Consider the following 25312-nt stretch of genomic DNA (forward strand, 5'->3'; position numbering starts at 1 on the left):
GGTATAGTTAGCTAAAGTAGGCCATTAATCCGAGCTATAGCTGATATCGGTTACCTGAACAGTTTCTTCGTGACGGCCAAACTTAAGCGTAACAGTTTGCCCCACATTGGCGCCGATTACAGCACGGGCAATGGGGGCCACAAAAGCTACTTTACCATCAGCTACCGAGGCTTCATCTACACCAACAATTGTGAAGGTGCGTTCAAATCCAGGCTTGCCGCCTTTGATGGTTTTTAACGTTACGGTGGCACCAAACCTTATCTCGTCTGCTGGTTGAGATGCTGGATCGATGACTCTGGCACTAGCTATCCGCTCGTTCAGGGCATTTAGCTGTGCATTCAGGATGGTAAGCTGGCGGGTCCTGTTTGCTTCGTCTTCATGGTTTGCTTCTGCTCTGGAACGCTCCGTTTCCAGGTCTGTTAACTCAGCACGAAGCATTGCCAGCCCCTTAGGAGTAACATAATTCGTAGCTCCCGGTGGAAGTGCAGCTCTGGGTGGTATGATAGGTGGCTGCCCTGCATCGTCTTCTTTTACAAACGCTCTACTCATTGTCAAATTCAAATAAGTGGAAGTATAAGATATAACTTATACTTGTTTAACCCTTCTGCATGAGGTGGGTTATACCTTCAGCTCGGAACCAGCGGTAGCCGTATGCATCTAGTGTAATGTGGTGCCTTCCTTTACCGTTAGCCACACTTTCCTCTTGACGCATCAGGTCTATCAGTTTATTTATCTGCTTGTCCTTCAGGTCTAGAATAACCTCACTGGCTTTCTCTGCGAAGTTATGAAAGATGAGAAGCGAACTACCCTGCCAGCTGTAGTACATGCACAATATTTGTGCGTTATTGGTTTCTAAAATCTCCCAATCTCCCCATCCGATCTCGGTGCATTCGTGGCGCAAGCGCACCAGTGTTGTCATCCAGTTTAGCAGGGAGTCGGGGGTACGGCGTTGGCTGTCCACGTTTACATGCTGATAGGAGTAAGGGCCTTCGTCGATTACAGGATGTATTAGCTTGTCTGCCGCTGAAAAACCGGCATGCTTTTCAGCAGTCCACTGCATTGGTGTTCTTACAGCATCACGCTCCTTCAGGCTCAAGTCATCTCCCATGCCTATTTCGTCTCCATAACGGATAACAGGTGCTCCAGGGAGGGAGAACATAAGGCTGTAGGCCAGCTCACTCTGCTGCCTGTTACCCAGCATGGTAGACAAGCGGCGCCGGATACCCCTGCCGTAGAGCTGCATGTTTTCATCTGGCCCAAAGCGGGCAAATACTTTCTGCCGCTGCTCATCTGTTAGGCGCCCCAAGTCCAGCTCGTCGTGGTTGCGCAGGAAATTAGCCCAGTGGGAGGTAGGGAAATTAATACGTGTTGCTTCTAAAGCCTCCTTCAAAGGCTCTATGTCTCCTGTGGCCAGTGCATAAAACATGTACTGGTTTACATAGAAGTTAAACATCAGGTGTATGCCTTCGCCCTCTTCTCCAAAGTACTTTTTAGTGTCTTTAGGCAATACGTTAGCTTCCCCTAAGAAAATAGCATCTCCCCGGCGCCACTGCAAAAAGCGTCGAAGTTCACGTAGGTATTTAAAGTTGAGTTTGTCTTCCTTAGGACCGGTAGTTGTTACCTCCAGTAAAAAAGGAACCGCATCTACCCGGAAACCTGCCACACCTAACTCTAACCAGAACCCCATGATCCGGCAAATTTCTTCTCGAACTTCAGGGTTAGCCATATTCAGGTCGGGCTGAAAATTGTAGAACCGGTGGTAATAGTAGGCCTTGGCTTTTTTGTCGTAGGTCCAGGTAGATTTCTGCACTCCCGGAAACACCATGCCTTCATCCCAGTCTTCAGGTCTTTCTTCAGACCAGATATACCAATCGTGGTACTTTGCGTCTTTACCAGTTCTAGCGTTCTGAAACCAGGGGTGATCTACAGAAGTATGGTTTACTACCAAATCGATGATCACTTTGATGCCGCGTTTGTTAGCCTGGTGCATAAACTCCACAAAATTTCCGCTGGAGCCGTGGCGTGGATCCACACCGTAATAATCTTTGATGTCGTAGCCATTATCCTTGTTCGGCGTTGGTTGGAAGGGGGCAAGCCAAACCGTGTCTACACCCATGGCATGCAGGTAATCAAGGCGGCGGGTAAGGCCTTCAAAATCGCCGACTCCGTCTCCGTTGTAATCCATAAAGGTTTCCAGATCAAGACTATAAATTACTGCATTTTTATACCAAAGCTCTTCTATCATGGTTAATGGGTGTTTTACTGCTGTAAGTGCTATATAGCATAAGCCTTGTACGGGAGAGGGTACAAGTACGGTTTATTTGCTTAAGGCGGACTAAGGGATTATATGTTGCAGAAACCATCATAAGACTACACCTAAAAAAGAAAACCACAGTAAGCATGCGGTCTTACTGTGGCAGAATTTGGTTGAAATAAATTGGGTATAGGTGTTCAGGCAGTATCTCCTTCTTCGTCCACTATCACCTCTTTTTCTACTTCCTTAACTTCTTCTGTAAGTATAAAGCCATTCTCGGCGGCATGAGCAGCTGCGGCGGCAGTGTTCTTTACAAGCAGCATTTCTACCTCGCCACTTTGTTTGAGTTCATCAGCAATTTTGGTCACAGCCTGTGTGCGTTTTTCAATGTTCACGTCCCGGATGTAAATGGCCATGATACGGCCTGGATGATTTTTCACCACCTCCTGGTATATAGGAGCATCTTGCTGTCCACTGTCACCTATAAGTATAAAGTTAAGGTGCGGGTAGGTCATCAGGATGTTCTGGATCTCTTTATACTTGTGGCTCATGTGGTCGCTGTGTCCCAGCTTGTTCTCGTCTATGCCAAAGTCCCGGAGCAGGAGAGGCCCCTGTGGAATCTCGTTCAGTTCCAGGAAGTGGTATAGGAGATCATAGTTGTTCCAGGGGCTGGAGCTTACGTAGAAGAATGGGTTGTTATGTTTTCCGTTTCGGCCTAACTGCAGGGAGCGGTAGAACTGAGACACTCCATGAAAAGGAATGCGACTATGCGCGTTGTTCAACAACACGTTTCTGCCTGTCTGTAGTAAGCTGGTCGCTCCGGTTCTAACAATGGTGTCGTCAATATCAGAGATGATGCCGTACTCAGCATCAGGTGGCGGTACTAACACGTGGGCCGTTTCCTTTATACCCGGCTGGAAATTATGTACAGGAGCATCCACTAGTTCTATTTCAATCGGGTGCCAGCTATCAGCTAATTCTAAGGGCTTCTCCGGGCGTAGGTTCATCACAAAGTAGCCTTCTACATCAGTGGTTATCTCGTACAGTTGCTCTTGCAGGCAGAGCTGCACACGAGCGTTAGGTATCTCGTCGCTCTCGAACCTTCGGTACATGTTCAACAGGTTTTCCCAGGTGGTGTCGGTTTCTTCAGATTGACGTATGCCCTTATCCACTAACACACGACCTTTAACATAGAGGCGATCAGGCGTGCCGTAGCTACGGTAGGTAACAATCTGCAGGGGACGGTTTAGCCGCAGCTTGTTCTTTAGCTGAAATGTAAGCAGGTCTAACTTTTCTTCTCCTTTAAGTATAGCCTGGGTAAGGTGCTTGTTAACGTTCTTCATAGTTTTTATTTAAAAGAAACTGCCTGCTGGTTAAGGGCAGGCAGTTCTATCTCATTATAAACCTAGTGCAGTTTTAAGTTGCTGTAAATCACTGTCAGGTGCGGTGGAGGTGCTGCAGCCGCGCTCCCGTGCCTCCTGCTGTATGTTCTGGATACGGTTATCTGGGCTTGGGTGTGTGCTCAGGAATTCTGGTGGTGTACCCTGCTGCGACTCCTGCTCCAATTGTATAAAGAAACCGGCAGCTCCATCGCAAGCGTAGTGGCTCGTGCCGCCTAAGTATGCTACAGATGTTTCGTCTGCCTCTGTTTCGGCATCGCGGCTAAACTTTAGACCTGCCAATGAGCCGCTTAATTGAGCCGCAATCTGGCGGAGTGTGCCAGGGTTGTTACCAAGTGCCACCTGCAGCAAAAGCGCAATGCCATAGTCGCGTTGGAGTTGTTTTACACTATGGCGCTTATCGGCATGGGCTATCTCATGAGCCAGTACTCCGGCTAAATGGTCCTCATCGTTCAGGTATTTTATAAGACCGGTAAAAACATAAATCTGTCCACCTGGAGAGGCGAAAGCATTTAAGGTTTCGTCGTCACGGATGATCTTTACTGTCCAAGGAAACTCCTGCTGGTATTTGACTTCACCAGATGTTAGGATACGGTTCACGATGCGGTCTAGGCTCTGATAAGCTTTCTGGGTGTTAGCATTCGTACTGTTGCGCTCCAGTAATTTACCTTGTGCGCGGTACGTAGAGTCTACCTCATGGGCAACTTGCTGGCCCAGGTTGATGTCGTCCTGAATTGAGAAAATCACACCATCATTGCTATCGCAGCTGCCAAGTGCCAGTAGGCTTACCAGCATCAGCATCCACAGTGGAGTGTAAATAAGCTTTTTCATATTAAAGTAAATGTTCATGTAGGTGCAACGCTTTGCTGCATACTTTGTGTATAGGCATCTGCAAATATATAGCCAGAATAGCGCCAAAGCGTACTGCACCATGCTTTACGTTTGCCGCCGCGGCAAGGGTTGCAGGAGTAAGGCTGGCAAAACAGTGCAAAAACAAAAAGCCCTCGGATAACCAAGGGCTTTTCGTTCGTGTAGTATGTGCTTTATTTTACGGAAGAGGTGCCGATTGGGTTTCCATCTGTATCAAGCTCCACAATTTCGTAATTCAGAGCCTGCAGTTTTGGAAGAACCGTCTTCTTATCGCCTACCACCACAATATGCATATTGTTTACCGGCAGGTTCTTGGCTGCCAGTGCATCAATTTCCTGTTCGGTGATGTTGTTCAGAATTTCGGTCTGCTCCTTCACATAATCCTTGCTCAGGTCATACTCTAGTATACGACCCAAAAAACCTGCTTTTTGGTATGGCGTTTCATACTGGCGGGCGTCGGCCTGTCCGATAGAGCTCTTCATAAACTTCAGTTCCTCAGTAGTTACGCCGTTCTTTTGGAAGTTTGTTAGCTCTTTCATGAACTCCGTTACTGACTCAGCAGTAGCATCGGCACGCACACCAGCCGAAGCTGTGAACGGACCAGCATATTCGCTGCCGCTGAAGTATGAGCGGGCGCCGTAGGTATAACCTTTGTCTTCGCGCAGGTTCAGGTTGATGCGGCTGTTAAAGGCACCACCCAAGTTGTAGTTCATCAGGTTGGCCTTATAATAATCACCGGTGGCATCGAATGGCATGGCTACATAACCAATTCTGATCTCTGACTGCGCTGCATCAGGCTTGTCTACCAAGTAGATGCGCGTTTTGTCAATGGCAGGAGCCTTCATGTCTGCTGGCAGCTTCACATTTTTCTTCTTCCACTTCTTCAGGAAGCTAAGTTTGCCCATCAGCTCTTTCTCAGAGATGTCGCCAACTACAACCATTTGCGCTACAGAAGGAGAGTAGTAGTCGTTGTAAAACTTCTTCACATCCTCCAGAGTAATGTTCTCTACTGTTTCAGTAGTACCTGAAGAAGGTACTGCCATAATATGACCGTCGCCGTAAAGCAGCTTGCTGTATACATTGTTAGCAATAGCTGTAGGTTGTGTAGCCTGGTTAGCGATAGCTTCCAGTTGCTGTTTCTTCAGGCGCTCAAAATCTTCTGACGCAAACTTGGGACGGAACAAGCGCTCCTCCAGCAGCGCTAGTGTTTTGTCCAGGTTCTTCTTCAGCGACTGTACAATAACATATGTCTCGCTGTTGCCTGAACCGATGCGGATAGAGCTACCTAATTTATCTAACTCATTACTGAACTGCTCTGAAGTATAGTTTTGTGTGTCCTCGTTTAGCATACCAGCGGTAAGCGAGGCAACACCGGCTTTGGCTGGGGTGTTTGCCTCTAAACGATGACCACCCTTGATTGAAAGCTGTAAGGTAACAGTTGGGATTTCATTCGTGTTCGTGCCAATCAGCTTCAGCCCGTTTTTAAACTTGCCGGTATAGTAATCTGGCACATGCACGATAGGGTTTTCGCCTGCACCTGGGCGCTTGCTGCGGTCAAACGTATCAACAGCCTTGGTATACTTCAGGCCGCTATACGCATCTGCTTCGGCTGTGTAGCCATCTTTAGAGACAGTATAGTTATCAGCCTTAGCCAATAGCTCGGACTTACCCTTTGGCACTACGCTTAGTATGACAGCTGGCTTACCCTTGATGTACTGGGTATAAACACGCTGCACATCCTCTTTTGTAACCGACTGAATGCGCTTCAGCTCTTCCTGGATATAGTTTGCATTGTTGCGGAAGGTCTCATAGTAAGCTAGCTGCGAAACTTTGCCGCTTACGCTTGCCATGCGGTTTATCAGGCTGGACTCTGCTTGTGCCTTAAAGCGCTGCAGGTCTTCGTCGTTGATACCGCGTTTTTCGAACTCGGCGATAGACTGGCGTGCCAGCTCCTCGCTCTGGGCAAGAGGCGTGTTAGGATAAGCCATTACAGTGATGCTGAACTCACCTGCCAACTCAGAAGTAGAATTGTACACCGAAGCCTGCATCGCTTTCTGCTCTTTAACAAAGTTCTTGTAGAAGATAGAGGTTTTACCCTGACCAAGGATTTCAGCCAGTACGTCCAGCGCTGGTTCATCTTTATGGCCTGACTCCGGCACAGGGTAGGTCATGCGCAGCATCGGGAAGCGGATGTTATCCTCGTAGCTTACGTAGCGGTCTTTGTCCAGCTGAGCTACCTGAGGCGTCATGTCCTGTACAGCAGGCCCTGCAGGAATAGAGCCGAAATACTTCTCTACCAACTTCACTACTTCCGCTGGCTTCACATCGCCGCCCACGGTTAGCGTAGCATTGTTTGGTCCATACCAGCGCAGGAAGAAGTTTTTAAGATCGTTTACATTGACACGGTTTAGGTCTTCGATGTATCCGATCGTAGTCCAGGAGTATGGGTGGCCGTAAGGGTAGAGGTTTTTAGAGGTCATCTCATACACCAGGCCGTAGGGGCGGTTATCGTAATTCTGACCACGCTCGTTCTTTACCGTTTCGCGCTGTACTTCAAACTTCGGCTGCGTTACGGCGTCAAGTAAGAAGCCCATACGGTCGGCCTCCAGCCAAAGCGCGGTTTCCAACTGGTTGCTTGGCAGCGTCTCAAAGTAGTTGGTGCGGTCGCGGTTGGTAGTACCATTTAAAGTACCGCCAGATTCTGATACGATCTTGAAGTGTTCCTCATCGGCCACGTTATCGGAGCCTTGGAACATCATGTGCTCAAAAAAGTGCGCGAAACCTGATTTGCCCACTTCCTCACGAGCAGAGCCAACGTGGTAGGTTACATCTACGTGCACCACGGGGTCGGAGTGGTCTTCGTGCACAATCAGCGTAAGGCCGTTGGGAAGCTTGTATTTTGTGTAAGGAATTACCAGCTCGTCGCCTTGCTTGGTAACTTTCTCCACGAGTTTTGTCTGAGCCTCAGCAACGCCCACCACACTTGCAGTAAGTATGATGCTGAGCACGGTTTTATTCATCATTTGCTATAATGTTAAAGTGAATGTTATCACATTACAATATAGCAAATAGGAAGAGTAGTATAAAAATATTGTAGACGAATCTCTATTTTGTCTCGCTCAACACCTGCTTTGCAAACATAACAGAGACTGTTAAAGTAAGCAGCGAGATTACCAACATAGCAGTCGTCAGCAGGAATGCCATACCTGCAGTTTCAGTTGTTTCCGCTCCCTGTTGTTGTTGCACCTCACTGAGCAGTCTGATAAAATAGGTGCCTGCGCGCCAGCCCAGGAGTAGAGTAAGTAAGCCTGCTTCCACTGTGCCCAACATAAAACCCCAGCGCTTGCCTCTGTTCAGGAAGTGACCCGCTGTAAGTCCCATCAAACCTCCTGCAGCACCAGTTATCAGTGCTGTGTTGGCTTGTTCGCCAGCCAGGTCTACGGCCACAACGCCACAACCGAGCAAGAAGAATCCAAAAAAGGCATAGAGGTATGATATGTTCTTGTGCATGATGCGCCGGTGTAAATGGTATAGGTGGTAAATATACAGTAGAAACGGCAAAGTATGAAAGGAGACAGATCAGGTAACAGACAGCAATCAAAGCGCGAGTTAGCAGCTCAGGCTAAATCATTGCTTCTCAAGCACTGCAGTAAGAGTAATTATTTAGTGGTATGCGGTATCAGATCTTGAGATCATCCTTCCGGTTATAGATAAAAACTGTACAACTTTTGCTACAAACTTAAGTATGAAGTGCAGGAAGCAGGAACAAGAAGCTTCAGAAGATGGCAAAGAAGAAGGAAATACACGAGCTGTACGCTGACCCCAGCAGATCTGCCGCCTGGGCAGGCCTGCGTTACACCTCTGATGAGGGGCCGGGCTACACGCGCAAAAAAGCAGGAAAAGGGTTTTATTACCTTGATAATAAAGGGGAGCGCGTTACAGATGAGAAAACACTGGAGCGTCTAAACGCTTTAGTTATACCCCCAGCCTGGACAGCTGTATGGATCTGCAAGTCTCCGAAAGGTCATCTACAGGCAACCGGGCGCGATACCAAAGGCAGAAAACAATACATATACCACCCGCAGTGGCAGCAGGCCCGCAGCCTTACCAAATTTGGTCGCATGATAGAATTTGGCTATTCCCTTCCTAAGCTCCGCGAGCGTCTGCAGCAGGATATTGCTTCCCGTAACCTGGACCGCCGCAAGGTGACAGCCCTCGTGTTAACACTTCTGGACAATGCCTTGATCCGAATAGGTAACCGCAGTTATGCAAAATCGAATAAATCGTACGGGCTTACCACGCTGCGCGACAAGCATGTAAGGATTGATGGCAGTAACATCAAGTTCTCTTTTGTAGGAAAAAAAGGAGTAGCGCAAGAAATAGACCTGAAGGACCGCCGCCTAGCCCGCCTCGTAAAAAAATGTAAAGACATACCAGGATACGACCTGTTTCAGTATTTTGATGAAAACGGGGAGCGGCAAACACTTGAATCAGGTGATGTGAATGAGTATTTGCGGGAAGCTACTGAGCACGACTTTTCGGCAAAGGATTTCCGCACCTGGGGAGGTACCGTACGCATGGTGGAGTGCCTGGAAAACGTGCTGGAAGCGGAGCCGGACCTGGACAAGGAAAAGGCTATAAAGGCAGCCGTTAAAGAGGTAGCAAAAGGCTTGGGTAATACACCAACTGTTTGCAGTAAATACTATATACATCCGGAGGTGGTAAACTTGTTCCGGGAAGACAGGCTGATGAATTACCTGAAACGACATGATGCCACAAAACCCAAAATAGAGCACTTATCTGGTACAGAAGAACTAGTGCTAAAAATGCTGGAACGTGTGGCAAAAGAGAAAAAGGCGTCAGCAGCCTAACCTATACTTTATACTTGTATGTGTTGGGGTGCTAGGCTGCAATACCGCTAAACTGGTTATTCTTATCCTGGGATGTTGTCTAAAGATTGCCAGAGGTACTTACTGGCAATGGTGCGGTAGGGGCGCCACTTTTCAGCTATTTCCTGCATTTGCACACGAAGAGCTTTGCCGCTTGTTTCTAAACCATAGTGCCGCTTCATCGCATTTTGGATACCAAGGTCATCCACCGGGAATACGTCTGGGCGCTCCAGGGCAAACATCAGCAGCATTTCTACTGTCCAGCGGCCCACACCTTTTATTTGGGTAAGGTGCCTGATCAGGTCTTCGTCTTCCATCGCATCGATAGTGGCATGCTTTAAATTGCCGTCTGCAGCAAAAGCAGCTACATTGCGTACGTAGCCAATCTTCTGAAACGATAAGCCAGCACCTCTTAAAACATCATCTGGTGCCTCTAGGACTAGTTGCGGGTGCGGGTACTCCTCCGGGAAAAGCTCTCTGAACCTCCTGAAAATTACCGCCGCTACCTTGGTGCTTAGTTGCTGCGATATAATGGCACTCAGCAGTTTTAAGTATAAATCTTCGGAGCGGGAGGACTTCAGTGGCTGCCCTTGCTCTATAATCTCACAAATGATGGGATCGTTTGCAAAGGCTGACATCATTTCTAAAGTAGGGTAAGAGGTATTCATAGTTTCAGGACATTTGATAAAGAGTGAAGGACGCAAGAAGCAAATTATCTTTTTGAGGGGACTACGGGTGTTTTTACAAAACTCAAAACTCTTGTAGTCCCCTCTCTAGGCTAGCATAAACATTACGCTTCTACTTTCTCAAAGCTAAGGGTTTGCAAAACCTGTAGCAGACGCTGGTGCATCTCCTCAGTAATATCGAGGTGGGTCACAAAACGGATCATTTGTGGGCCGAAGCTTGCTGCAAGTATGTGCTGCTCTGCCAGAGCCTGTACAAAAGCTACATCGCTCACCTTTTCATTTAGCTTAAAGATGATAATGTTTGTTTCTACCGGAAGCACGCTTTCCACATAGTCTGTCTGCAGTAAAGCTTGCTCCAGTTCTTTGGCGCGGCGGTGGTCTTCCTGTAGTCGCTCTACATGGTTATCCAGGGCATACATGCCAGCCGCAGCCAGGTAACCAGCTTGGCGCATGCCACCACCCATTACCTTGCGTACTCTTGTTGCTTTCTTGATGAACTCTTTAGAGCCGAGTAGAACAGAGCCTACCGGAGCACCTAATCCTTTAGAAAGGCAAATAGAGATGGTATCAAAGTATAAACCATAGTCTTTGGCAGAGTCGCCGGAAGCTACCAGGGCGTTGAACACGCGGGCACCATCCAGGTGCAGGGCCAGGTTGTGGCGCTTGCAAACTTCAGAAATGGCCGCAATCTCCTTTATCGTATAGTAAGAGCCGCCGCCTTTATTACAGCTGTTCTCCAGGGCCACCAGGCGCGTTTCCGGGAAGTGGATGTTATCTAGCGGACGGATATTGGCTTCAACTTGCTGCGGTGTCATCTTACCCCGCTCGCCATGGACCAGCGCTGTAGAGGCTGCCGAGTTAAAAGCAATGCCACCACCCTCGTACTGGTGAATGTGTGCTGTTATATCGCATATAACCTCTGTTAGAGGTGCGGTGTGTACTTTTATGGCAATCTGGTTGGTCATGGTGCCGGAAGGGCAGAAGAGGCCAGCCTTTAAACCAAACATGGCGGCAGTCTTCTCCTCAAGAGCTTTTATTGTTGGGTCCTCTCCGTATACATCATCGCCAACGGGGGCTTCAAACATGGCCTGAAGCATTTCAGGGGTTGGCTTTGTTACTGTATCGGAGCGGAGGTCTATCTTTTGTATCATGAATTTGATTTGGGAAAACTTTACTTTGTAAAAATAATAACTTACTTTTGCCCTTCAAATTAAAAACATTGCAACGATGGGAGTTACTAGACTAAAAAGAAAAGATCGCAAAAATAAGGCAAGAGCCAACAACAAACAGGCTAAAATCAAGCAGCTTCTGCTTACGCCAGTTATCAAGAACGTTGACATGGACGAGCTGAGAGCTCAATTTGGTGAGACTCCAAAAAACCAGACTGCAGAAACTGCTGCTGAGTAATTCTTATTTTAGCGAAAGTAAGTCCATCTGCTGCCGCTGCTAGTGAAAGCGAATGGCGGCGGCTTACTAAACTAGACATCAAGTGTGTTTGCACCTGCAGGCACACTTTTTTTATGCTCTCTTGCCAAGCTCCAGTACCTGCAGGTCCTGTACTTTCCCCTCAAGTATGTTGAAGCGAACCATCGTGCGCACTTTATGAAAACCATGTCGGCCTGCCGCGCCCGGGTTTATGTGCAGTAGGTTGTTCAGGTTTTTATCTGTCATGACCCTGAGAATATGAGAGTGCCCAGTGATAAAGAGCTGTGGCGGGTTCTGCATTATGGCTTGGCGCACGTCTGGGTGGTACTTGCCAGGATAACCACCAATATGTGTCATCATTACATCTAGCCCCTCCAACTCGAAACGGTTCACCCTGGGGTGTACCTGTCTGATAGCGGCATCATCAATATTGCCATACACCCCCCGGAGCGGTGCCAGCTCCTGCAGCCTGTCCGACACTTCTATATTTCCAAAGTCACCGGCATGCCAGATCTCGTCACGGTCTGAGAGCAGTCGTAGTACCTGGTCGTCGAGGTAGGAGTGAGTGTCGGAGAGGAGGCCAATCTTAAGCATAGGGATACTAGTTGTTTCAGATGTGAAGTTAGCGAAATCCTGCAGGAAAAGTTTTGTTCCCACAAGCTCAAGCTTGCAATTGCGAGAACTCTGTGGAAACAGCACGGTAGCCAGGGAGGTATGGCTGGAGCGCATGTCAATGAAATAGAACCACCTCTAATACAGTGACGTAGGTATAAACAGAACTAATTTAACTTTAACATGAAAACAAGTACACAAAAAACATATAAAACATTGATTTCCGCTTTGGTCATTCTGCTTTTTCCTCTAATAGTAGGCTGCTCTGTTTTTTCTGGAAGTGGAAACGTATCAAACGATCCAGAGGTGGCACATCAGCAACAGGAGGTAGAGCGTCTGAGGCGGGAGGTTCAGGAAGCTGAGCGTTATGCTGAAGAGGCTGAACAGCGGGAGAAGGCCGCTAAGAATAGGTTAAAAGCTGCCGAGCACGAACTAAAGGCCCTGGAGGAACAGGCGAAAAGAAGAAACGAATACCAGTAGCCTTCAATGTAAATTAAGTACTGGGGTGGATACCTTTAATGCCCCGGACATGCCAGCCTGTTTGGGGCGTTCTGCTTTTAGTGAGACTTAGGCTGCAGTTAGTACATTACACAAAAAGCACCTGTCTCAGAAAGGAGACAGGTGCTTTTTGTGTAATCAGCAAGATCTTATCTAAGCAGGCTTGGAAGCAAAGCCTTAATTATCCTTTTTCTTTTCTTGGTCTGCCTCAGCGTCCACTGTTTTAGTTCTGGTGGTGGTATCGTACTGAACCACTGTTTCGGTTACCTCATACTCTGTTGCCACAGAGTCACGGTCTACTACCACCTGGTTATCTTCTTCAGTTTCTAGGCTGGTGGTGTTACTTGTTCTTTCACAGGCTGTAAAACCTAAAGTACTGAACACCACAACACCTGTAAAAAATATATTTTTCATAGTTTTAAGAGTAGATTATACATGAAATAGTACAAGGTGTCACCAAATTTTGCCTGTACTATATACTAGCTTTTACGATAAACCAAAGCTAAAAGGTGTGATTTATACCATTTTATATACATAACGATATTACAAAAAGAGCTAAAGACAGAATTTTGATCATTTCTCTAAGTGGTTTAATCTGTACAACTTAAAGGTCACAATTTCGTGCACTACCTGTGTGAAACAAATGGCCTACCAGAAACGGCGCCTCTTACTTCAGCTTACCAAGCAGCCGTCTGATGAGTACAATCTGCCCCAGGTGATAAGCATTATGTTCGGCAACCAGCATCGCCTCGCGTAGTAGTGTTTGTCCCTGGCTATGAGCGAAGGGTTTAAACAAATCATTGTCTGTGTTCTGAACCAGCTGCACCATCTGCTCAAGGTCGTCAGTGATCGTTTTTATCGTATTGTTGATTGCTTTTTGGTCCGGTGGGGCTGCTTGAGAGGGCCAGTAGTCATCGGGCCAGTTCGGTTCCTGGTAGTCAGGGTTGTTACTGAAGTTAAGTATATCCCGCTGCGTAAAGCGTAAGTGTTCCAGTTGTTGCCATATAGTATAAGGCAGTTGCTCCACCTGTTCACCAGCCTCCCTTACCGTAATACCTTCCAGCAGTTCCTGCTGTGTTCTAAAAGCCTGCCCTTGCCGCAGTAGCTTTACTAAATGATCGCGTAGTTGTTGGTCGTGTGTCATAGCCCTTTTTTAAAGAACATACTATAATGTAATTGGTAGAGTTAAGATTTGCTTGGGAAAGGATTATGTATAACATCTAACCAGCACGTGCTACGTTTAAGCTAAAATCTTATCTTTACTATCTATCAAAACCCATATACCGCATGAGACCATACATACTTGCCGAAACTAACTGGAAGGCGCTAAAGGACCAGGATGTAGACGTAGTGGTGCTACCTTGGGGAGCCACAGAGGCCCATAATTACCACATGCCTTACGCAACAGATGTTATAGAGGCTGATGCCATAGCTGCTGCCTCTGCTAAAATTGCCTGGGAAAATGGCACCAAAGTGATGGTGCTTCCTACAATTCCTTTTGGCGTTAATACTGGCCAGGCAGACATCAAGTTGGATATTAACCTGAACCCTAGCACGCAGTTGGCTATACTTGATGATATTGTGGCTGTGCTGAACAGGCAGGGTATTAAGAAACTGCTGGTGTTGAACAGCCATGGCGGGAACGATTTTAAGCCGATGTTGCGTGAGCTAGGGCTGCGCTACCCAGAGATGTTCCTGGTGAGTTGCTTCTGGATTCAGGCTGCAGACCGCAAACAGTTCTTTGATGCGCCCGGCGATCATGCCGATGAGATGGAGACAAGTCTTTTGCTGCACCTTCGCCCTGACCTTGTGCTGCCATTGGAAGAGGCAGGAGAGGGTAAAGAGCGTAAGTCGAAGATCAAAGGCATACGCGAAGGCTGGGCATGGTCGGAGCGGCAATGGTCTATGGTAACAGCCGACACAGGTGTTGGTAACCCAAAGGCCGCGACCAAAGAGAAGGGAGCTGCTTTTCTAAAAGCTGCAGCCCAGAACATTGCCGGACTGCTTTCCGAAATTGCCAATGTAGCTATTAATGACCGATACGGCGATTAAATTACTTCTTGCCTCTGTTCTATAAAAGGCAATGGATAGGGCAGTGCGTTGGGATTAGCAGATTAAGTTATAACATCGGCTGTCCTTCCTTTTCCTTTTACAACTAAATACACTCCTCAGGTTTGCGTTATAACAGTTGGGGCTACAAATGGCGCGGTTTACTAGTTTACGGCTGCGTTATTTGCAGTTCCCAATTCATAGTTCGAACTTCGTACTTCATAAGTCAAAAGAATGATCCAAGAAAAACTAAGAGGAACAGGCGTAGCTCTGGTAACGCCTTTCACAAAAGAACTAGCCGTAGACTATGAGGCACTTCGCAAACTGTTGGACTTCGTGCTGGATGGCGGCGTAGAATACCTGGTGGTAAACGGCACCACTGCAGAATCTGTAACCACAACAACCCAAGAGAAAGCTGAAATACTGCAGGTAATAAGAAAGCATGTGAATGGGCGTGCGCCGCTGGTGTACGGGCTGGGTGGTAACAGTACACAGCACGTGCTTGACACAATTGCCTCTACCGATTTGGAAGGTGTTTCAGCTATACTATCGGTAAGTCCATACTATAACAAGCCGTCGCAGCAGGGTATCTACCAGCACTATGTGCAGGTTGCCAATGCTTCTCCCGTGCCTGTTATACTGTACAACGTGCCAGGCCGTACCGCTAGCAATGTGGCTGCCGAAACAACAATAAAGCTGGCGAGCCACGAAAACATAATTGGTACAAAAGAGGCCTCAGGTAACCTGGAGCAGTGCATGTACATTGCCAAACACAGGCCGGAAGGCTTTATGTTGATCAGCGGCGACGATATGCAAACAGTGCCAATGGCTACTTTTGGAGCTGAAGGAGCTATCTCGGTGCTGGCTAATGCTTTCCCAGGAAAGTTCTCCAATATGGTGCGCCTGGCCCTGGATGGCAATTTCAAAGAGGCTTCTAACTTGCTGCTAAGCTTTGTAGACATTAACCCGCTGATGTATGAAGAGGCAAACCCTGTAGGGGTAAAAGCTGTATTGGAGCGCTTTGGTGTCTGCTCCTCGCAGGTAAGGCTTCCACTTGTTGAAGCTTCTTCTGGCCTGAAAGACAGACTGTACAAGCTGCTGTAATCTAAAGGCTTTATTCACCCAAAGCAGCAAAGCCCTGCATCTTTAGATAGATGCAGGGCTTTGCTGCTTTGGGTATCATTGTGTGAAGCGATGTTCAAGTATCCAGCTCAATAGTGTTTAGTCAGGACAGTTGTATGTATAGGTGATGCGCTCTTCACGCTTATCGTTAAATTTTATCGTTTCTGCTATAGGGTAACCCTGCTCATTCTTTTCAAGGCTGCTTGTATAGCTTAGGCTACTAATCTCTTCTTTGTCTCCGTTGGTAGCGGTAAGACTGGTGAAGTTATGAAGGTTAGGGTAACCAATGCCTGGCCTGCGTTGCTGGAAAATGGGTGTTGCAGATAAGGGTGCAAAGCTAAGGGTATCCTGTGCATAGCTGACGCTGTACGTCTCTCCCTGTGCACTCCTTACAGTAGTAGCAATTGGCCTGTTAACCGGATATGATATAGAAACTGACCCATTGTTACTCTCAGCATTGTTAAGGTAAAGGTAGTCTGTAGCTGAAGTCAAGCGGCCTTGTGTATCATAAACAGCCTTGAAAGAAGCTACTCTACGAATTATCTCTAGCTCCGGCACCCGTTGCTTTACATCATACCTCGATAAGCGCCCGCCCGGGTTATAGCTATAGGTGGTAAAGTTAATCTCACTTTCGCCATCTGGCTGGAATAGTCTCTCCTCAGTTAGTTGGCCAGCGTTGTTGTAGCTGTAGGTGCGGATAGCTAATAGCTCTTCCTGCTTGTAATGCTCCGTTCTGACTACCTGGTTCAGCTCATCGTAAGTGTACTTAATAGTACTGTCACTGTCTGCAGAACTGATGGTTTGTTCTAACAGATAACACGGGCTCTGCGGCTCTGGCCTAGGCTGAGCCACTTGATCATCGTCTTCGCTGCAGCTAAAGAATAACAGGAGACTGAGTAGCGGTGCAAGCAGTTTCTTTTTCATACACATCAACTAATAAGACTACGAAGATACAGCTAAATAGCCTGTTATACTATTGAAACCTGCAGGCTAGTTTTCATGCGAAGCTCGTATCTACATGTGCTTTACAAGCATAAGTGTTTGCTATATTCTTCTTTAAAAAGTTGCTGTACAGGTGGTAAACATAAAAAACTTATTTTTTTTCTAAAATATTTGAACACTTTTACCTCTTTAAACGTCTTAGGTGTACAATTGAAAAAATTATGAATAGAGGAAAAGTAAAATTCTTTAATGGAGAGAAGGGATTTGGCTTCATTAAAGACGAAAGTTCAGAGCAGGAGTACTTTGTGCACGTTACTGGATTAGTAGATGAGATCAAAGAAAATGACGAAGTAACTTTTGAGCTGAAGGAAGGAAGAAAGGGACTGAACGCCGTTAACGTAAAACGTGCTTAGTATAAAGATACTAGTTATTGACAACAAAAAGCCTTACACACGTGTGTAAGGCTTTTTGCTTTTTAGCTGCTGCCCAATTCAGGTTTATACTTACTGGATATTGTTCTCTTCTACCCATTTAAGGAACTGCTCTTTGTATACTTCGCCTATCGGAATTTCTTTGGTGCCAATACGGATACGGCTCTTCTCAATGCTGTCGATCTTTTGCAGCGAGACAATAAAGGAACGGTGAACACGCAAAAACTTGGTGTCCGGAAGCTTCTCCATCATCTTGTTCATTGAAAGCAGCGTGATAATCTTTTGCTCTTTTGTCTGGATAATGATGTAATCCTTTAACCCCTCTATCCAAAGGATGTCTCTGAAGTCAACACGGATCGTTTTATAATCAGCCTTTACAAACATGAAGTCATGTTCGGCGACAGGTGCTGGCTGTGGGGCAGGAGCCTCTGTCGCCTTGCCGTTTGGCCGCTGTAGCCTTTCCTGCGCCTTCGTAACAGCCTTTAGGAAGCGGTCGAAGGGGATAGGCTTGAGCAGGTAATCGACTGCATCCTGATTAAAGCCTTCCAAGGCATAATCAGGGTATGCCGTTGTAAAGATGATGAGTGGCTGGTGCTTGAGTATATTCAGAAACTGTATACCTGTCAGCTCCGGCATCTCAATATCCAGAAACATCAGGTCAATCTGCTCTTCCTGCAGGACCTGCATCGCTTCTGTGGCGCTGGAGCAGGTCTTTACTAGTTTCAGAAACGGCAGTTTACTCACGTAGCTCTCAATAATATCGAGGGCTAGCGGCTCATCATCAACGGCAAGGCAGCGAATAGTCATAGTTTTATCTTGTTTTAGGCTTAAAGTATAGTTTCAGCGTGGCATAAAAGGTGCCTTCTTTTTCCTCAAAAGTTAGCTCATGGCGTTTGTCGTAGAGCAGGTTCAGGCGGCGCTTCAGGTTCTCTAGCCCGATACCCCCAAACTCGCGCTTCTTATGCTGGCTGGTGTTGTTAATCGTGCTGAAGAGCAGGGCATCATCCTGAACAACGAGGTTAAGAATAATTCCTACCTCATTCTTGCTAACCAAGCCATGCTTAAACGCATTCTCTACCAGCGTCATTAGTAGCATTGGAGCAATCTGCTTTCCCTCCAGCTTCCCCTGTATATTAAACTTTATACTAGTCTGTTCACGAAGGCGAAGCTTCTGCAAATCTATAAAATTATGGATATGATCCACTTCTTTTTCAAGGCTTACCAAAGCATCATTGCTTTCATACAGCATATACCGCATCAGAAGCGATAGCTTCATGATGGCATCTGGTGTCTCGGGGTGCTGCTTATAGGCTAGCGAGTAAATGTTGTTGAGCGTGTTAAACAGAAAGTGTGGGTTCACCTGAGACTTCAAGAAGGCAAGTTCAGCAGTAAGCTTCTGTGTTTCCAGCTCCTTGTTGCGGCGCTCGTTGCGAATATAGTTGCCTGTAACTTTTAGTGCCGATGAGATAAATATCAGCACCAGTCCTCCCATGATATATTGAATAATACGCTCTGAACTGTAGAGCGAAATCATCTCACGGTTAAACTCTCGGAACAGGTAAAAGTCCAGCGGAGCCCTTAAAACAGCAATGGCCACGAGGGTGGTAAGTACAGCTGCTATATATAATAAGATGTGGTTACGAGCTAGATATCTGGGAATTAAGACATACCAGTTAAAGTAAAAGATGAAGATGTTGATCGTCATTCCTATCAGTACGTCCATTACCTTGCCGAAGGAAAGGGCGCTGTTTCCATACAGAAAATAAAATACCCAGGCACCAAACAGTGCCCATACAGCTACATGTATGGTAACAGTGTAACGTTTTCTCATTGTACCCTTAGGCAAAACCAAGCTAGCTCTTGACAAGTTTTTCTGAATAGGTAATAGTGGCAAAGGCAGCTGTGGCAGAAGCTAATTACTGTTTCTGTTTAAGTCCCTTTTGATAGTATAAAGATAAACAAAGTATGGAATTCAGCCCTTTGTCCCTATCAACTCTATACAAAAATGCTTTATCTGGCTACCAATGGTTTGTTTTACAAGATAAAGTCTAGCTATAGCCCATAGTAGCCTTAGTCTATGGTTTCTGTGGATTGGTATATTCTATTTTTTTGATACTAAAATAAGTTTCTCTTTTGTGTAGAGAGCCTGTTTGACCCACTAACTATGAAACCGCATATAATTGAGACCCATGGCCTGAGCTATAGCTTTGGCAAGCGACAGGTGCTGCACAACCTGGAGCTGCGAGTGCCACAGGGAACCATCTTTGGCTTCCTGGGACCTAATGGTGCAGGTAAGTCTACTACGATTCGTATTCTGCTTGGTCTTTTACCAGTTCCTAAAGGGCAGGTAATGGTGCATGGGCAGGATTTGAAAGATCATCGTATTGATGTGCTGCGCCGAACCGGTACACTAATCGAAATGCCTACGCTTTACCGGCATCTGTCAGGTTACGATAACCTGGAGATGAACAGGCGCATGGTGCAGGCACCAAAAAGCCGAGTTGAAGAGGTACTGCAAATTGTGGGACTTACGCAGGATGCACACCGGAAAACAAAAGAGTACTCACTGGGAATGAGCCAGCGTTTGGGGATAGCACTAGCCTTGCTATCAGATCCTGAACTTCTTATTTTAGATGAGCCAACTAACGGGTTGGACCCTAGTGGAATAAGAGAGGTTCGTGAGTTGATCATTCGCCTGAATAATGAGCATGGGAAGACGATTTTTCTCTCTAGTCATTTGCTCTCCGAAATAGAGAAGTGTGCCACTGAGTTAGCTATAATTGATAGAGGAAGAACGCTCTATCAGGGAAGTTTGCAGCACCTTTACCAGGGTGCTTTCACAAGTAATGTACTGCAACTGGAGACCAGCAATAACTCCATAGCATACAAGCTTCTGGCCGACCACCAGTATGAATTGCTGCCACAGGAGGCCGATGCTTTAGCAGTTCAGGTACATGATAAGGAGCAGGTGGCTTTACTAAACAGGCTATTAGTTGATAATGGGATAGGAGTGTACCGCCTGAGTATGAACACACACAACTTGGAAGAACTGTTTTTGAACATGACCAAAGGAGAGGCAACGCCCTCTGCTGTACTTTAAACTGAAGCAAGCATGGTTATGAACGCGTTGACCTACTACCGCAGCAGCTTAAGTGCTGAGTCGCTCAAGCTTAAGAATACCTTTTCGCTTTGGCTGGCTATACTTGCGCCTTGTGCGCTCCTGAGCATGAACGTGTTAGTCTTCTGGTCCAAAGGGGAGTACTTTATTAAGGATGGGGTAAACCCCTGGCACCGGTTTGCTATACAGAATTTCGGACTTTATACTTTGCTGCTCATGCCTATTTTCATTGCGCTGCTGACAAGCCTGACTAATGGTATAGAGCACAAATCGAACGGCTGGAAGCACCTGTACAGCCTGCCGCTACCTAAGAGTACGATTTATACAGCCAAGGCTACTACGGTGCTGGGGCTGGTGCTGCTGAGTAACCTGGTTTTTGTAGTAGGATATCTGGCGGCTGGCCTGTTTCTCTCGCTCATGCGTCCCGACTTAGGCTTCGACAGTATGGTGGGGCTACAGGTGGTGTTCATTGCCGTACTGAAGCTGTTCCTGGCAACCTTTGTTATCATAGCTCTACAGTTTTGGTTGAGCATGCGCTGGAGCAGTTTTGCCTTAAGTATGGGCGTGGGCATCGTGGCTATTATCACCGTTATGGTGGCCATGCGGTGGGAATACATTCCTTATTACCCATTCGCTTACCCGTTTATGGCCATCAAGAGTTTTCCTTCTGATGGAGGTATCACAAACCTGTTTAGCCAGGAGGTGATGTTGAGCATAAGTACTGGTATTCTGATATTTGTACTTGGGTACTTCGATGTTTCCCGCAAGTGTATTTCATAAGGTTTTGTTTGTTGTTTGTTTGGGTTTTGGGCGGCACTGCCTAGCATTGCTGCCCTTTACTTTTGTGGAGAAGCTATTTCAAACATTCATAAAGGCATTGCTCGAAAGTATATGGTTCGGTAAAAATTACGGGTGAAAGGAAACGCATACCGCCTACTTATAAAGTGGTGGCACCTATTATAAGCATAAGTAAATGTTTATATGAAGTGATCAGTCTTTCCTAATCTAATGCCTAAAGATCAAGCATGATTATAAATTGGCAAGAGGAATAGGTTAACCTGAATCAGATTTGGGTTAACCTATTCCTTCTATTCCTGTGCGTTAGTAGGGCTTTGCAGGTTACTGTGCCGCTTGGACTGAGTCAGGTAAAAAAACACCCGAAGAGCTACATCAAAAGTATAGCTCTTCGGGTGAAAAAGAATGTATATGTTCAGGTTAGCTGATCATAGCCATAAATTCATCTTCAGACAACAGTTTTACGCCCAATTTCTCGGCCTTTTCCAGCTTGGAAGGTCCCATCTTATCACCGGCTACCAGATAAGACAGCTTTTTGGAGATAGAAGAAACAACCTTGCCACCGTGGCTGATGATAAGCTGCTGTAGCTCTTCTCGGCTCACGCTCTGGAATACACCGGAGATCACGAAAGTTTGCCCTTCCAATTTGTCGCTCTGTATGTCCGGAGCCGTATTTTCAGATTTAAATTTAAGGCCTGCTGCCTTTAACCGTTCTACCAGCTGTACATGGTCCGGGTCCTGGAAGTACTCAAGTATGGAATTAGCTATACGCCCACCAATCTCGTTGATAGCGGTTAGTTCTTCGTAAGTTGCGCCACGCAATGCTTCCAGGTCAGGAAGTTGTTCTGCCAGCTTTTTAGCTACCGTGCTGCCCACAAATCTGATCCCCAAGGCAAAAAGTACTCTGTCATAAGGCGTCTCTTTCGATTTCTCCAGGCTTCTGAGTATGTTGTTGGCGGATTTCTCGCCCATGCGCTCCAACTGCACCAGTTGCTCAAAAGTCAGGTCGTACAGGTCAGCTGCATTACGTACAAAGCCGACACGGTATAGCTGCTCCAGCGTTTTCGGACCCAGTTCATCCACGTTCATGGCTTTGCGAGTAATAAAGTGCTCCAGTTTTGACAGAATTTGAGGTTCGCATCCTTTCTCGTTAGGGCAGTAGAAGTTTACCTCGCCTTCAGGGCGTATCAGCTCAGTTCTGCAGGCAGGGCAGTGCGAAGGGTAGAGAATAGGCAGGCTATCAGCAGGACGTTTTGCAAAATCTACTCCCGTAATCTTAGGGATGATTTCACCGCCTTTTTCTACAAATACAGTATCACCCAGGCGCAGGTCCAGTCGCTGTATCTCATTAGCGTTATGTACGGAGGCTCGTTTTACTACTGTGCCAGCCAGCAGCACAGGTTCCAGTAAAGCAACCGGTGTAACAGCTCCGGTACGGCCTACCTGGTACTGTATGCCCTGCAGTTGGGTAGCAGCACTCATGGCAGCATATTTATAGGCTATTGCCCAGCGAGGACTTTTGGCAGTAAAGCCAAGTTCCTCCTGTAAGGCATAGCTATTTACCTTCACTACCACACCGTCCGTAGCAATAGGCAGTTCAAAGCGTTTCGATTCCCACTCGTTAATATAGGCCATCACCTCTTCAATGCTGTTGCACTTGCGCCAGGTATCAGATACCTTGAAGCCCCATTTCTGGATGGCTTGCAGGCTTTCAGAGTGTGTATCGAATGGGCTGTTGTCTGTATGGAAACTGTAGGAGAAGCAGCCTAGCTTACGGCTTGCCACTACTGAAGAGTCCTGTTGTTTTAAAGTACCAGAGGTAGCGTTGCGAGGGTTTGCCAGCAGCTGTTCGCCAGCTTCCTCGCGATCTGCGTTTAGCTGCTCAAATACCTGCAGTGGCATAAACACTTCACCGCGTACCTCGAAAAGGTCTGGGTAATCCTTTCCATGTGCTTGCAGTGGCACGTCGTGAATGGTGCGAACATTGGCTGTAATGTTGTCGCCGCGTGTACCGTCTCCTCTTGTAGCGCCCTGTACAAACTTTCCGTTTTCGTAGGTCAAGCTGATGGCCACTCCATCAAACTTCTGCTCGCACACATACTCCACCTCATCACCCACCACCTTGCGCACACGCTTATCAAATTCGCGCAGCTCTTCTTCAGAGTAGGTGTTGCTAAGTGAGAGCATCGGCCACTTGTGGTAAACTGTGTCAAAGTTTTTAGTGATAGTACCACCCACGCGCTGCGTTGGAGAGTGGGGAAGACGTAGCTCAGGGTATTGGGCTTCCAGAGCCTCCAATCGTTTCAGCATCTGGTCGAACTCATAGTCTGAAACTTCCGAAATGCTGTTCTGGTAATATTGGTAATTCAGGTGATTTATTCTCTGCGTCAGTTCCTGTATCTCCAGGGCTGGGTCTTGTGCTGCTGCCATTCTTCGTCGTTTATACTTCCTGTAAAAATAGGAAAGAGATTCTAAAGAGTACAGGAAAGTATGCCTACAGGTTTGCTTAAATAAGCTTAATACTTTGTAGAAAGTATATACAATACGCCTTCGATATGTTGCTTAGTAATTTACCTGAGGAGGGCTTTCAGGTTGGTAGTGCAGCCTGATGCTGTTCTAGCTACTTCAAAGTGCCGGTACAGCTTCAGCCAGAATTGTGGTTACACTTTAGCTATGGAGAAAATTCGTTATAGCTGGAAGGAAAAACAAAACATCAACGGCAAGCCTGTAAGCCGGGTTCTGTCGCCACGCCCGAAGGCGTGCGTCTTATCATTTATCTAGGCCTGCACTCACGCACAGGCTCCATCGACCTACCCACTGACATCGGACGAGCAGCCCTTAGCCTCACCGAAGCGAGGCACTGTCAGCCTATTTGGTCTTTCAACTCCTAAGGTTTACCCAGCCGGACTGGTCACCCAGCCGCTGGTGCGCTCTTACCGCACCTTTTCACCCTTACCAGCACAAGGCTGGCGGTACTTTTCTGTGGCACTGGCTGTATCTGTTTCGTCTCCAAAACAGACCCTTCCTGTTAGGAAGTAGGATGCTCTGCGTTGCCCGGACTTTCCTCTCCCCCCAAAGGGGCAGCGATAAGACGGCTTACCGTTGATACTTTGTTCTTTGCAAAGATAACATAAAACCTGAACCGGAGGTTCGGTTTAGTTAGAGAGTTTAGGAGTTAAAGCGTTTGGGAGTGGCAATACTCAGGACTCTCTAACTCCTAAACTCTCTAACTACTAAACTTATTTCAGTCTCACCAGTGTAGCACCGTAGCCGAATTTTTCTTTGCGGGCATCTTCGAAGTACTTGATGCCTGGTGTGCGGCTTAGAATTTTTTGAAGCTCTTTGCGCAGCACACCGTTGCCGGCTCCGTGTATGAATACGATTTCGTGCATGTTGGTAGCCATGGCCCTATCTAGTGCATCCTGGAAACGCTCCAGCTGAATTTTGATAATGGCGCTGTTGCTCATACCGGTATGGTCATCCACCAGTTTCTCAATATGAAGGTCTACCTCATGCTCCGGAGCAGTCAGCTTAAAGTTCTCGCTCTTTTCCACGGCCTCAGTCAACTGCTCTTTGATTCTGTCTGGATTCACAGACGCTGGCTTTTGATCGAGTTGGAACAAGTATGCCTCTTTATTAAGTACAGGTGCCGTTCGCTTACTTTTGTAGAAGGAGCTGGCTTTAAACTGTACTCGCTTTACTACTGGCTCAAAAATGGTAGGGCTACCGTTACGGTGCTGAATGAACTGGATAAGCAGGTTTGGCCATTTCTCAAATTCCTTCAGGTGGTAGTGCGTGATAACGCGGGTACCTTTAGGAGCCAGTTTATCATTCTGCAGGCCACGGTAATTCTTCTCGCGCTCCTCGCCGCTGGTAAATAGTACGTCATAGTCAGAATTGTTTACCACAGTAACCGCGAGCAGCTCTTCCGACTGATGCACTAATGCCAGGTAAATACCTTGTGCAGCAAGAACAGGTGCAACAGGCTCCTTTCTTTTTGCAGGCTGCAGCGTGTCCTCCTGGCGCATGTACTTTTGCTCTTCGGCAGCAATCACCACCACTTCGCGTCTGGCTACAGGAATGGTGAAATCGTTGTCAATGGCTACTTCTATAAGGTTATTTTCCAGGATGCGCGTAATAATGCCTTCCTCACGGCCAGACATCAGGCGCACACGGTCTCCTACGTTCATATAGTTGTTCTTTAAGTATGATTTATGATTG

Annotated in this window: 24 protein-coding genes and 1 other RNA gene; 8 read left to right on the top strand and 17 right to left on the bottom strand. The window is 46.9% G+C overall.

Annotated features, from left to right (window positions below):
- Positions 1-24: 24 nt before the first annotated feature.
- The 6 genes from PKOR_RS16700 to PKOR_RS16725 all read right to left on the bottom strand — a co-directional run bounded on the left by PKOR_RS16700 (position 25) and on the right by PKOR_RS16725 (position 8034).
- Positions 25-549, bottom strand: a complete 525-nt coding sequence (locus PKOR_RS16700; protein WP_046312244.1) for a GreA/GreB family elongation factor — start codon at positions 547-549, stop codon at positions 25-27.
- Positions 550-595: 46 nt separating this feature from the next.
- Positions 596-2245: an alpha-amylase family protein gene (locus tag PKOR_RS16705; protein ID WP_046312245.1), complete on the bottom strand. Its 1650-nt coding sequence runs from the start codon at positions 2243-2245 to the stop codon at positions 596-598.
- Between the two features lie 206 nt (positions 2246-2451).
- Positions 2452-3597, bottom strand: coding sequence for an App1 family protein (locus PKOR_RS16710; RefSeq protein ID WP_046312247.1), 1146 nt, complete (start codon positions 3595-3597; stop codon positions 2452-2454).
- Positions 3598-3651: 54 nt separating this feature from the next.
- The gene (locus PKOR_RS16715; protein ID WP_046314598.1) at positions 3652-4485 is read right to left on the bottom strand and encodes a M48 family metalloprotease; all 834 of its coding nucleotides are present in this window, start codon (positions 4483-4485) and stop codon (positions 3652-3654) included.
- 212 nt (positions 4486-4697) lie between these two features.
- Positions 4698-7547, bottom strand: coding sequence for a M16 family metallopeptidase (locus PKOR_RS16720; RefSeq protein ID WP_046312249.1), 2850 nt, complete (start codon positions 7545-7547; stop codon positions 4698-4700).
- Between the two features lie 82 nt (positions 7548-7629).
- The gene (locus PKOR_RS16725; RefSeq protein WP_046312251.1) at positions 7630-8034 is read right to left on the bottom strand and encodes a hypothetical protein; all 405 of its coding nucleotides are present in this window, start codon (positions 8032-8034) and stop codon (positions 7630-7632) included.
- Positions 8035-8306: 272 nt separating this feature from the next.
- Between PKOR_RS16725 and PKOR_RS16730 the strand changes: the two genes are divergently transcribed.
- On the top strand, positions 8307-9395 hold the full coding sequence (locus PKOR_RS16730) for a DNA topoisomerase IB (protein WP_046312253.1): 1089 nt from the start codon (positions 8307-8309) through the stop codon (positions 9393-9395).
- A gap of 62 nt (positions 9396-9457) precedes the next feature.
- Here the strand turns inward: PKOR_RS16730 and PKOR_RS16735 are convergent, their stop codons facing one another.
- Positions 9458-10081 carry a DNA-3-methyladenine glycosylase family protein gene (locus tag PKOR_RS16735; RefSeq protein WP_084694824.1) on the bottom strand — a complete coding sequence of 208 codons (624 nt, stop codon included), beginning with the start codon at positions 10079-10081 and terminating at the stop codon, positions 9458-9460.
- 122 nt (positions 10082-10203) lie between these two features.
- Positions 10204-11250 (bottom strand): threonine aldolase family protein, encoded by a 1047-nt coding sequence (locus tag PKOR_RS16740; RefSeq protein WP_046312254.1) that lies wholly within the window; start codon positions 11248-11250, stop codon positions 10204-10206.
- A gap of 76 nt (positions 11251-11326) precedes the next feature.
- Here PKOR_RS16740 and PKOR_RS16745 point away from each other — a divergent pair, with 76 nt between their 5' ends.
- On the top strand, positions 11327-11506 hold the full coding sequence (locus PKOR_RS16745; RefSeq protein ID WP_046312256.1) for a hypothetical protein: 180 nt from the start codon (positions 11327-11329) through the stop codon (positions 11504-11506).
- A gap of 111 nt (positions 11507-11617) precedes the next feature.
- Here the strand turns inward: PKOR_RS16745 and PKOR_RS16750 are convergent, their stop codons facing one another.
- The gene (locus PKOR_RS16750) at positions 11618-12118 is read right to left on the bottom strand and encodes a metallophosphoesterase family protein (RefSeq protein WP_046314600.1); all 501 of its coding nucleotides are present in this window, start codon (positions 12116-12118) and stop codon (positions 11618-11620) included.
- A 201-nt stretch (positions 12119-12319) separates the two neighbouring features.
- Between PKOR_RS16750 and PKOR_RS16755 the strand changes: the two genes are divergently transcribed.
- Positions 12320-12616, top strand: coding sequence for a hypothetical protein (locus PKOR_RS16755; protein WP_046312258.1), 297 nt, complete (start codon positions 12320-12322; stop codon positions 12614-12616).
- Positions 12617-12811: 195 nt separating this feature from the next.
- Here the strand turns inward: PKOR_RS16755 and PKOR_RS16760 are convergent, their stop codons facing one another.
- Positions 12812-13048, bottom strand: coding sequence for a hypothetical protein (locus tag PKOR_RS16760; RefSeq protein ID WP_046312261.1), 237 nt, complete (start codon positions 13046-13048; stop codon positions 12812-12814).
- Positions 13049-13301: 253 nt separating this feature from the next.
- A complete protein-coding gene (locus PKOR_RS16765) occupies positions 13302-13778 on the bottom strand; it encodes a DinB family protein (RefSeq protein ID WP_046312263.1) in 477 nt (158 codons plus the stop codon).
- A gap of 143 nt (positions 13779-13921) precedes the next feature.
- On the opposite strand from PKOR_RS16765, the gene PKOR_RS16770 reads away from it, so the two are divergent.
- Complete coding sequence (locus PKOR_RS16770; protein WP_046312264.1) at positions 13922-14686, top strand: creatininase family protein; 765 nt, start codon at positions 13922-13924, stop codon at positions 14684-14686.
- Positions 14687-14917: 231 nt separating this feature from the next.
- Positions 14918-15787: a 4-hydroxy-tetrahydrodipicolinate synthase gene (gene dapA / locus PKOR_RS16775; protein WP_046312266.1), complete on the top strand. Its 870-nt coding sequence runs from the start codon at positions 14918-14920 to the stop codon at positions 15785-15787.
- A 117-nt stretch (positions 15788-15904) separates the two neighbouring features.
- On the opposite strand, the gene PKOR_RS16780 is transcribed toward dapA, so the two are convergent.
- Positions 15905-16729, bottom strand: coding sequence for a hypothetical protein (locus PKOR_RS16780; protein WP_046312268.1), 825 nt, complete (start codon positions 16727-16729; stop codon positions 15905-15907).
- 239 nt (positions 16730-16968) lie between these two features.
- On the opposite strand from PKOR_RS16780, the gene PKOR_RS16785 reads away from it, so the two are divergent.
- Positions 16969-17160, top strand: a complete 192-nt coding sequence (locus PKOR_RS16785) for a cold-shock protein (RefSeq protein ID WP_046312270.1) — start codon at positions 16969-16971, stop codon at positions 17158-17160.
- A gap of 90 nt (positions 17161-17250) precedes the next feature.
- Here PKOR_RS16785 and PKOR_RS16790 read toward each other — a convergent pair whose 3' ends face one another.
- Together PKOR_RS16790 and PKOR_RS16795 are read right to left on the bottom strand one after the other, a co-directional pair.
- A complete protein-coding gene (locus PKOR_RS16790; protein WP_046312272.1) occupies positions 17251-17985 on the bottom strand; it encodes a LytR/AlgR family response regulator transcription factor in 735 nt (244 codons plus the stop codon).
- A 4-nt stretch (positions 17986-17989) separates the two neighbouring features.
- Complete coding sequence (locus tag PKOR_RS16795) at positions 17990-19009, bottom strand: sensor histidine kinase (RefSeq protein ID WP_046312273.1); 1020 nt, start codon at positions 19007-19009, stop codon at positions 17990-17992.
- Between the two features lie 333 nt (positions 19010-19342).
- On the opposite strand from PKOR_RS16795, the gene PKOR_RS16800 reads away from it, so the two are divergent.
- Together PKOR_RS16800 and PKOR_RS16805 are read left to right on the top strand one after the other, a co-directional pair.
- On the top strand, positions 19343-20278 hold the full coding sequence (locus tag PKOR_RS16800; protein ID WP_046312275.1) for an ABC transporter ATP-binding protein: 936 nt from the start codon (positions 19343-19345) through the stop codon (positions 20276-20278).
- Positions 20279-20296: 18 nt separating this feature from the next.
- Positions 20297-21076, top strand: coding sequence for an ABC transporter permease (locus PKOR_RS16805; protein WP_158453791.1), 780 nt, complete (start codon positions 20297-20299; stop codon positions 21074-21076).
- 435 nt (positions 21077-21511) lie between these two features.
- Here PKOR_RS16805 and ligA read toward each other — a convergent pair whose 3' ends face one another.
- The 3 genes from ligA to PKOR_RS16815 form a co-directional block, all read right to left on the bottom strand.
- Positions 21512-23521, bottom strand: coding sequence for an NAD-dependent DNA ligase LigA (ligA, locus tag PKOR_RS16810; RefSeq protein WP_046312280.1), 2010 nt, complete (start codon positions 23519-23521; stop codon positions 21512-21514).
- Positions 23522-23803: 282 nt separating this feature from the next.
- Positions 23804-24194, bottom strand: an RNA gene (rnpB, locus tag PKOR_RS23910) — RNase P RNA component class A.
- Between the two features lie 136 nt (positions 24195-24330).
- Entirely contained in the window at positions 24331-25281 is a 951-nt protein-coding gene (locus PKOR_RS16815; RefSeq protein WP_046312284.1) for a Smr/MutS family protein, read from the bottom strand.
- Positions 25282-25312: the final 31 nt, after the last annotated feature.

Origin of the sequence: Pontibacter korlensis (genome assembly GCF_000973725.1) — a bacterium.
Lineage (GTDB): Bacteria > Bacteroidota > Bacteroidia > Cytophagales > Hymenobacteraceae > Pontibacter > Pontibacter korlensis.

Coding starts and splice junctions, on each gene's coding strand:
- PKOR_RS16730 (WP_046312253.1), top strand. CDS start 8,307: ATGGCAAAGAAGAAGGAAATACACGAGCTGTACGCTGACCCCAGCAGA.
- PKOR_RS16750 (WP_046314600.1), bottom strand. CDS start 12,118: ATGCTTAAGATTGGCCTCCTCTCCGACACTCACTCCTACCTCGACGAC.
- PKOR_RS16815 (WP_046312284.1), bottom strand. CDS start 25,281: ATGAACGTAGGAGACCGTGTGCGCCTGATGTCTGGCCGTGAGGAAGGC.
- PKOR_RS16805 (WP_158453791.1), top strand. CDS start 20,297: ATGAACGCGTTGACCTACTACCGCAGCAGCTTAAGTGCTGAGTCGCTC.
- PKOR_RS16710 (WP_046312247.1), bottom strand. CDS start 3,597: ATGAAGAACGTTAACAAGCACCTTACCCAGGCTATACTTAAAGGAGAA.
- PKOR_RS16790 (WP_046312272.1), bottom strand. CDS start 17,985: ATGACTATTCGCTGCCTTGCCGTTGATGATGAGCCGCTAGCCCTCGAT.
- PKOR_RS16725 (WP_046312251.1), bottom strand. CDS start 8,034: ATGCACAAGAACATATCATACCTCTATGCCTTTTTTGGATTCTTCTTG.
- PKOR_RS16780 (WP_046312268.1), bottom strand. CDS start 16,729: ATGAAAAAGAAACTGCTTGCACCGCTACTCAGTCTCCTGTTATTCTTT.
- PKOR_RS16715 (WP_046314598.1), bottom strand. CDS start 4,485: ATGAAAAAGCTTATTTACACTCCACTGTGGATGCTGATGCTGGTAAGC.
- PKOR_RS16745 (WP_046312256.1), top strand. CDS start 11,327: ATGGGAGTTACTAGACTAAAAAGAAAAGATCGCAAAAATAAGGCAAGA.
- PKOR_RS16765 (WP_046312263.1), bottom strand. CDS start 13,778: ATGACACACGACCAACAACTACGCGATCATTTAGTAAAGCTACTGCGG.
- PKOR_RS16740 (WP_046312254.1), bottom strand. CDS start 11,250: ATGATACAAAAGATAGACCTCCGCTCCGATACAGTAACAAAGCCAACC.
- dapA (WP_046312266.1), top strand. CDS start 14,918: ATGATCCAAGAAAAACTAAGAGGAACAGGCGTAGCTCTGGTAACGCCT.
- PKOR_RS16785 (WP_046312270.1), top strand. CDS start 16,969: ATGAATAGAGGAAAAGTAAAATTCTTTAATGGAGAGAAGGGATTTGGC.
- ligA (WP_046312280.1), bottom strand. CDS start 23,521: ATGGCAGCAGCACAAGACCCAGCCCTGGAGATACAGGAACTGACGCAG.
- PKOR_RS16795 (WP_046312273.1), bottom strand. CDS start 19,009: ATGAGAAAACGTTACACTGTTACCATACATGTAGCTGTATGGGCACTG.
- PKOR_RS16755 (WP_046312258.1), top strand. CDS start 12,320: ATGAAAACAAGTACACAAAAAACATATAAAACATTGATTTCCGCTTTG.
- PKOR_RS16700 (WP_046312244.1), bottom strand. CDS start 549: ATGAGTAGAGCGTTTGTAAAAGAAGACGATGCAGGGCAGCCACCTATC.
- PKOR_RS16720 (WP_046312249.1), bottom strand. CDS start 7,547: ATGATGAATAAAACCGTGCTCAGCATCATACTTACTGCAAGTGTGGTG.
- PKOR_RS16770 (WP_046312264.1), top strand. CDS start 13,922: ATGAGACCATACATACTTGCCGAAACTAACTGGAAGGCGCTAAAGGAC.
- PKOR_RS16735 (WP_084694824.1), bottom strand. CDS start 10,081: ATGAATACCTCTTACCCTACTTTAGAAATGATGTCAGCCTTTGCAAAC.
- PKOR_RS16800 (WP_046312275.1), top strand. CDS start 19,343: ATGAAACCGCATATAATTGAGACCCATGGCCTGAGCTATAGCTTTGGC.
- PKOR_RS16760 (WP_046312261.1), bottom strand. CDS start 13,048: ATGAAAAATATATTTTTTACAGGTGTTGTGGTGTTCAGTACTTTAGGT.
- PKOR_RS16705 (WP_046312245.1), bottom strand. CDS start 2,245: ATGATAGAAGAGCTTTGGTATAAAAATGCAGTAATTTATAGTCTTGAT.